At 51.3% G+C, this 8,016-nt stretch carries 4 protein-coding genes and 2 rRNA genes; 5 read left to right on the top strand and 1 reads right to left on the bottom strand.

Annotation, left to right across the window (positions count from 1 at the left end):
- The first annotated feature begins 25 nt into the window (after window positions 1-25).
- Together A1WG_RS10855 and rrf are read left to right on the top strand one after the other, a co-directional pair.
- Window positions 26-2,930: ribosomal RNA gene (locus A1WG_RS10855) — 23S ribosomal RNA — on the top strand.
- A gap of 94 nt (window positions 2,931-3,024) precedes the next feature.
- Window positions 3,025-3,140 (top strand): 5S ribosomal RNA (gene rrf, locus A1WG_RS10850).
- Between the two features lie 124 nt (window positions 3,141-3,264).
- Here rrf and A1WG_RS10845 read toward each other — a convergent pair.
- A complete protein-coding gene (locus A1WG_RS10845; RefSeq protein WP_001517544.1) occupies window positions 3,265-3,708 on the bottom strand; it encodes an acetyltransferase in 444 nt (147 codons plus the stop codon).
- A gap of 156 nt (window positions 3,709-3,864) precedes the next feature.
- Between A1WG_RS10845 and metA the strand changes: the two genes are divergently transcribed.
- The 3 genes from metA to aceA all read left to right on the top strand — a co-directional run bounded on the left by metA (window position 3,865) and on the right by aceA (window position 7,998).
- A complete protein-coding gene (metA, locus tag A1WG_RS10840; RefSeq protein ID WP_001517545.1) occupies window positions 3,865-4,794 on the top strand; it encodes a homoserine O-acetyltransferase MetA in 930 nt (309 codons plus the stop codon).
- 268 nt (window positions 4,795-5,062) lie between these two features.
- Entirely contained in the window at window positions 5,063-6,664 is a 1,602-nt protein-coding gene (aceB, locus tag A1WG_RS10835) for a malate synthase A (protein WP_001517546.1), read from the top strand.
- A 29-nt stretch (window positions 6,665-6,693) separates the two neighbouring features.
- Window positions 6,694-7,998, top strand: a complete 1,305-nt coding sequence (gene aceA / locus A1WG_RS10830) for an isocitrate lyase (RefSeq protein WP_000857846.1) — start codon at window positions 6,694-6,696, stop codon at window positions 7,996-7,998.
- Window positions 7,999-8,016 lie beyond the last annotated feature (18 nt).

Consider the following 8,016-nt stretch of genomic DNA (forward strand, 5'->3'; position numbering starts at 1 on the left):
CGTAAGAAACATCTTCGGGTTGTGAGGTTAAGCGACTAAGCGTACACGGTGGATGCCCTGGCAGTCAGAGGCGATGAAGGACGTGCTAATCTGCGATAAGCGTCGGTAAGGTGATATGAACCGTTATAACCGGCGATTTCCGAATGGGGAAACCCAGTGTGATCCGTCACACTATCATTAACTGAATCCATAGGTTAATGAGGCGAACCGGGGGAACTGAAACATCTAAGTACCCCGAGGAAAAGAAATCAACCGAGATTCCCCCAGTAGCGGCGAGCGAACGGGGAGGAGCCCAGAGCCTGAATCAGTATGTGTGTTAGTGGAAGCGTCTGGAAAGGCGTGCGATACAGGGTGACAGCCCCGTACACAAAAATGCACATGCTGTGAGCTCGATGAGTAGGGCGGGACACGTGGTATCCTGTCTGAATATGGGGGGACCATCCTCCAAGGCTAAATACTCCTGACTGACCGATAGTGAACCAGTACCGTGAGGGAAAGGCGAAAAGAACCCCGGCGAGGGGAGTGAAAAAGAACCTGAAACCGTGTACGTACAAGCAGTGGGAGCCTCTTTAATGGGGTGACTGCGTACCTTTTGTATAATGGGTCAGCGACTTATATTCTGTAGCAAGGTTAACCGAATAGGGGAGCCGAAGGGAAACCGAGTCTTAACTGGGCGTTAAGTTGCAGGGTATAGACCCGAAACCCGGTGATCTAGCCATGGGCAGGTTGAAGGTTGGGTAACACTAACTGGAGGACCGAACCGACTAATGTTGAAAAATTAGCGGATGACTTGTGGCTGGGGGTGAAAGGCCAATCAAACCGGGAGATAGCTGGTTCTCCCCGAAAGCTATTTAGGTAGCGCCTCGTGAATTCATCTCCGGGGGTAGAGCACTGTTTCGGCAAGGGGGTCATCCCGACTTACCAACCCGATGCAAACTGCGAATACCGGAGAATGTTATCACGGGAGACACACGGCGGGTGCTAACGTCCGTCGTGAAGAGGGAAACAACCCAGACCGCCAGCTAAGGTCCCAAAGTCATGGTTAAGTGGGAAACGATGTGGGAAGGCCCAGACAGCCAGGATGTTGGCTTAGAAGCAGCCATCATTTAAAGAAAGCGTAATAGCTCACTGGTCGAGTCGGCCTGCGCGGAAGATGTAACGGGGCTAAACCATGCACCGAAGCTGCGGCAGCGACACTATGTGTTGTTGGGTAGGGGAGCGTTCTGTAAGCCGTTGAAGGTGTGCTGTGAGGCATGCTGGAGGTATCAGAAGTGCGAATGCTGACATAAGTAACGATAAAGCGGGTGAAAAGCCCGCTCGCCGGAAGACCAAGGGTTCCTGTCCAACGTTAATCGGGGCAGGGTGAGTCGACCCCTAAGGCGAGGCCGAAAGGCGTAGTCGATGGGAAACAGGTTAATATTCCTGTACTTGGTGTTACTGCGAAGGGGGGACGGAGAAGGCTATGTTGGCCGGGCGACGGTTGTCCCGGTTTAAGCGTGTAGGCTGATTTTCCAGGCAAATCCGGAGAATCAAGGCTGAGGCGTGATGACGAGGCACTACGGTGCTGAAGCAACAAATGCCCTGCTTCCAGGAAAAGCCTCTAAGCATCAGGTAACATCAAATCGTACCCCAAACCGACACAGGTGGTCAGGTAGAGAATACCAAGGCGCTTGAGAGAACTCGGGTGAAGGAACTAGGCAAAATGGTGCCGTAACTTCGGGAGAAGGCACGCTGATATGTAGGTGAAGCGACTTGCTCGTGGAGCTGAAATCAGTCGAAGATACCAGCTGGCTGCAACTGTTTATTAAAAACACAGCACTGTGCAAACACGAAAGTGGACGTATACGGTGTGACGCCTGCCCGGTGCCGGAAGGTTAATTGATGGGGTCAGCCGCAAGGCGAAGCTCTTGATCGAAGCCCCGGTAAACGGCGGCCGTAACTATAACGGTCCTAAGGTAGCGAAATTCCTTGTCGGGTAAGTTCCGACCTGCACGAATGGCGTAATGATGGCCAGGCTGTCTCCACCCGAGACTCAGTGAAATTGAACTCGCTGTGAAGATGCAGTGTACCCGCGGCAAGACGGAAAGACCCCGTGAACCTTTACTATAGCTTGACACTGAACATTGAGCCTTGATGTGTAGGATAGGTGGGAGGCTTTGAAGTGTGGACGCCAGTCTGCATGGAGCCGACCTTGAAATACCACCCTTTAATGTTTGATGTTCTAACGTGGACCCGTGATCCGGGTTGCGGACAGTGTCTGGTGGGTAGTTTGACTGGGGCGGTCTCCTCCTAAAGAGTAACGGAGGAGCACGAAGGTTGGCTAATCCTGGTCGGACATCAGGAGGTTAGTGCAATGGCATAAGCCAGCTTGACTGCGAGCGTGACGGCGCGAGCAGGTGCGAAAGCAGGTCATAGTGATCCGGTGGTTCTGAATGGAAGGGCCATCGCTCAACGGATAAAAGGTACTCCGGGGATAACAGGCTGATACCGCCCAAGAGTTCATATCGACGGCGGTGTTTGGCACCTCGATGTCGGCTCATCACATCCTGGGGCTGAAGTAGGTCCCAAGGGTATGGCTGTTCGCCATTTAAAGTGGTACGCGAGCTGGGTTTAGAACGTCGTGAGACAGTTCGGTCCCTATCTGCCGTGGGCGCTGGAGAACTGAGGGGGGCTGCTCCTAGTACGAGAGGACCGGAGTGGACGCATCACTGGTGTTCGGGTTGTCATGCCAATGGCACTGCCCGGTAGCTAAATGCGGAAGAGATAAGTGCTGAAAGCATCTAAGCACGAAACTTGCCCCGAGATGAGTTCTCCCTGAGACTTTAAGTCTCCTGAAGGAACGTTGAAGACGACGACGTTGATAGGCCGGGTGTGTAAGCGCAGCGATGCGTTGAGCTAACCGGTACTAATGAACCGTGAGGCTTAACCTTACAACGCCGAAGATGTTTTGGCGGATGAGAGAAGATTTTCAGCCTGATACAGATTAGATTAGCCGGCGATAAGCGGGTTAATAAACAGAATTTGCCTGGCGGAGATAGCGCGGTGGTCCCACCTGACCCCATGCCGAACTCAGAAGTGAAACGCCGTAGCGCCGATGGTAGTGTGGGGTCTCCCCATGCGAGAGTAGGGAACTGCCAGGCATCAAATAAAGCGAAAGGCCATCCGTAAGGATCGCCTTTTTGCGCTGGTGCGGAAAAATGCCGGATGCGATGCTGGCGAGCCTTATCTGTCCTGCGCAGGGTTACGGTAGGGGTCAGCAGTGCATTATTCCCCCACATACGCCAGATTCAGTAGCGGATACGGTTTCCCCAGCTCGTCGACTTCCGAACGCCCGGTAACTTTAAATCCCATCTTCTTATAGAATCCTACTGCTTGCTCATTTTGCTCATTAACGTTGGTTGTCAGTTCCGTGGCCATCGAGAGCGCATGTTCCACCAGTAGTCGACCTACGCCATACCCGCGCGCATCAGAATCGACAAATAGCGCATCCATATGCTGCCCGCTTAGCAACATAAACCCAATCGGTTGATCCCGCTCATTAACCGCAACCCACAGCGGTGCTTCTGGCAGAAACGAACTCACCAGCTCTTCCAGTTCGACCCGATAGTCTGCAGACAAAAAATGGTGGGTAGCATCGACAGAACGACACCAGATCGAAACCAGTTTTTCCCCTTCCTCATGCCGTGAACGGCGAATTCTAATAACCATTTCCACTCCTTTTATTCATGCTTATATTCTAACTCAGCCTTTTTCTTGAAACTTTCTCACCTTGAACATGCAGGCTCGACATTGGCGAATTTTCTGGTTATCTTCAGCTATCTGGATGTCTAAACGTTTAAACGTATGTAGTGAGGTAATCAGGTTATGCCGATTCGTGTGCCGGACGAGCTACCCGCCGTCAATTTCTTGCGTGAAGAAAACGTCTTTGTGATGACAACTTCGCGCGCGTCTGGTCAGGAAATTCGTCCGCTAAAGGTGCTTATCCTTAACCTGATGCCGAAGAAGATCGAAACTGAAAATCAGTTTTTACGCCTGCTTTCAAACTCTCCTTTGCAGGTCGATATTCAGTTGTTGCGCATCGATTCTCGCGAGTCGCGCAACACGCCTGCAGAGCATCTGAACAACTTCTACTGCAACTTTGAAGATATACAGGAACAGAACTTTGATGGTCTGATTGTAACTGGCGCGCCGCTGGGTCTGGTGGAGTTTAATGACGTCGCTTACTGGCCGCAGATCAAACAGGTATTGGAGTGGTCGAGAGATCACGTCACCTCGACATTATTTGTCTGTTGGGCGGTTCAGGCCGCGCTTAATATTCTCTACGGTATACCCAAGCAAACCCGCACCGACAAACTTTCGGGTGTATACGAGCACCACATTCTCCATCCTCATGCGCTTCTGACGCGTGGATTTGATGATTCATTTCTGGCACCGCATTCGCGATATGCAGACTTTCCGGCAGCGTTGATTCGTGATTACACCGATCTGGAGATTCTGGCAGAGACAGAAGAAGGGGATGCGTATTTGTTTGCCAGCAAAGACAAGCGCATTGCCTTTGTGACGGGCCATCCCGAATACGATGCGCAAACACTGGCGCAGGAATATTTCCGCGATGTAGAAGCCGGACTAAATCCGGATGTACCGTATAACTATTTCCCGTATAACGATCCGCAAAACAAACCGTGTGCGAGCTGGCGTAGTCACGGTAATTTGCTGTTTACCAACTGGCTCAACTATTACGTCTACCAGATAACGCCATACGATCTACGCCACATGAATCCAACGCTGGATTAATCTTCTGCGGCGATCGATCATTAAGCGATTCAGCACATTACATCAGGCACCTTCGGGTGCCTTTTTTATTTCTGAAACGTCACTCATCAAGTGAATTAATTTTATTATTATTGTTATCAATAATTTAATTGATAATTAAATTAAAAATGGAAATTGTTTTTGATTTTGATTTTTAAATGAGTAGTCTTAGTTGTGCTGAACGAAAAGCGCACAACGATCCTTCGTTCACAGTGGGGAAGTATTCGGAACCATGACGAGGAGCTGCACGATGACTCAACAGGCAACAACAACCGATGAACTGGCTTTCATAAGGCCGTATGGCGAGCAGGAGAAGCAAGTTCTCACCGCCGAAGCGGTAGAATTTCTGACTGAGCTGGTGACGCATTTTACGCCACAACGCAATAAACTTCTGGCAGCGCGCATTCAGCAACAGCAGGATATCGATAACGGGACGTTGCCTGATTTTATTTCGGAAACAACTTCCATTCGAGAAAGTAATTGGAAGATTCGCGGAATTCCTGCGGACTTACAAGATCGCCGGGTAGAGATAACCGGACCCGTTGAGCGCAAGATGGTGATTAACGCGCTAAACGCTAATGTGAAAGTCTTCATGGCTGACTTCGAGGATTCACTGGCCCCGGACTGGAACAAAGTGATCGACGGGCAAATTAACCTGCGCGATGCGGTTAACGGCACCATCAGTTACACCAACGAAGCAGGTAAAATTTATCAACTCAAGCCCAATCCGGCGGTTTTGATTTGTCGGGTACGCGGCCTGCACTTGCCGGAAAAACATGTTACCTGGCGTGGTGAAGCAATCCCTGGCAGCCTGTTTGATTTTGCTCTCTACTTCTTCCACAACTACCAGGCGCTGCTGGCAAAGGGCAGTGGTCCTTATTTTTATCTGCCAAAAACTCAGTCCTGGCAGGAAGCTGCATGGTGGAGCGAAGTCTTCACTTACGCAGAAGGTCGCTTTAACCTGCCGCGCGGCACCATCAAGGCAACGTTACTCATTGAAACCTTGCCTGCTGTATTCCAGATGGATGAAATCCTTCACGCACTGCGCGACCATATTGTCGGTCTGAACTGCGGTCGCTGGGATTACATCTTTAGCTATATCAAAACATTAAAAAACTATCCCGATCGCGTCCTGCCAGACCGCCAGGCAGTGACAATGGATAAACCGTTCCTCAGTGCCTATTCACGTCTGCTGATTAAAACCTGCCATAAACGCGGTGCATTCGCGATGGGCGGCATGGCGGCCTTTATCCCGAGTAAAGATGAAGAGCGCAATAATCAGGTGCTCAACAAGGTAAAAGCGGATAAAGCACTAGAAGCCAGCAACGGTCACGATGGTACGTGGATCGCCCATCCAGGCCTTGCTGATACCGCTATGGCGGTATTTAACGACATCCTCGGCTCTCGTAAAAACCAGTTAGAAGTCCTGCGCGAGCAAGATGCACCGGTTACTGCCGAACAACTGCTGGCTCCTTGTGACGGTGAGCGTACCGAAGAAGGCATGCGCGCCAATATTCGTGTGGCCGTGCAGTACATCGAAGCATGGATCTCCGGCAACGGCTGTGTGCCGATTTATGGTCTGATGGAAGACGCAGCAACGGCAGAGATTTCCCGCACCTCTATCTGGCAATGGATCCACCATCAAAAAACGTTGAGCAATGGCAAACCGGTGACCAAAGCACTGTTCCGCCAGATGTTGGCTGAAGAGATGAAAGAGATTGCCCATGAATTGGGCGAACAACGTTTCAATAGTGGGCGCTTCGATGATGCTGCTCGCCTGATGGAACAGATCACCACTTCCGATGAGTTAATTGATTTCCTGACCCTGCCAGGCTACCGCCTGTTAGCGTAAACCACCACATAACTATGGAGCATCTGCACATGAAAACCCGTACACAACAAATTGAAGAATTACAGAAAGAGTGGACTCAACCGCGCTGGGAAGGTATTACCCGCCCATACAGCGCGGAGGACGTGGTGAAATTACGCGGCTCGGTCAATCCGGAATGCACGCTGGCACAACTGGGCGCGGCAAAAATGTGGCGACTGCTGCACGGTGAATCGAAAAAAGGCTATATCAACAGCCTCGGCGCACTGACTGGCGGTCAGGCGCTGCAACAGGCGAAAGCGGGTATTGAAGCGGTTTACCTGTCTGGCTGGCAGGTAGCGGCGGATGCTAACCTGGCGGCCAGCATGTATCCGGACCAGTCACTTTATCCGGCAAATTCAGTGCCAGCGGTAGTGGAGCGGATCAATAACACCTTCCGTCGAGCTGATCAGATCCAGTGGTCCGCAGGTATTGAGCCGGGCGATCCGCGTTATGTTGATTATTTCCTGCCGATCGTTGCCGATGCTGAAGCCGGTTTTGGTGGTGTCCTGAATGCTTTTGAGCTGATGAAAGCGATGATTGAAGCCGGTGCAGCGGCAGTTCACTTCGAAGATCAGTTGGCGTCAGTGAAAAAATGCGGTCACATGGGCGGTAAAGTGCTGGTGCCAACCCAGGAAGCGATCCAGAAACTGGTCGCGGCGCGTCTGGCTGCGGATGTTACAGGAGTTCCGACCCTGTTGGTTGCTCGTACCGATGCCGATGCGGCGGATCTGATCACCTCCGATTGCGATCCGTACGACAGCGAATTCATCACTGGTGAACGCACTAATGAAGGTTTCTTCCGTACCCATGCGGGCATTGAACAAGCTATCAGCCGTGGCCTGGCTTATGCGCCATATGCTGACCTGGTTTGGTGTGAAACCTCTACGCCAGATCTGGAACTGGCGCGCCGTTTTGCCGACGCTATTCATGCGAAATATCCAGGCAAGCTGTTAGCCTACAACTGCTCGCCGTCGTTCAACTGGCAGAAAAATCTCGACGACAAAACTATTGCCAGCTTCCAGCAGCAATTGTCGGATATGGGTTACAAATTCCAGTTTATCACCCTGGCGGGTATCCACAGCATGTGGTTCAACATGTTCGACCTGGCAAATGCCTATGCGCAGGGCGAGGGGATGAAGCATTATGTTGAGAAAGTGCAGCAGCCGGAATTTGCTGCTGCGAAAGATGGCTACACCTTCGTTTCTCACCAGCAGGAAGTGGGTACGGGTTATTTCGATAAAGTGACGACCATTATTCAGGGTGGCACATCGTCGGTTACCGCACTGACCGGCTCTACCGAAGAATCGCAGTTCTAAGCAACCGACAATTGTTGT

The sequence above is a fragment of the Escherichia sp. KTE96 genome, from assembly GCF_000408525.1.
Classification (GTDB): Bacteria; Pseudomonadota; Gammaproteobacteria; order Enterobacterales; family Enterobacteriaceae; genus Escherichia; species Escherichia marmotae.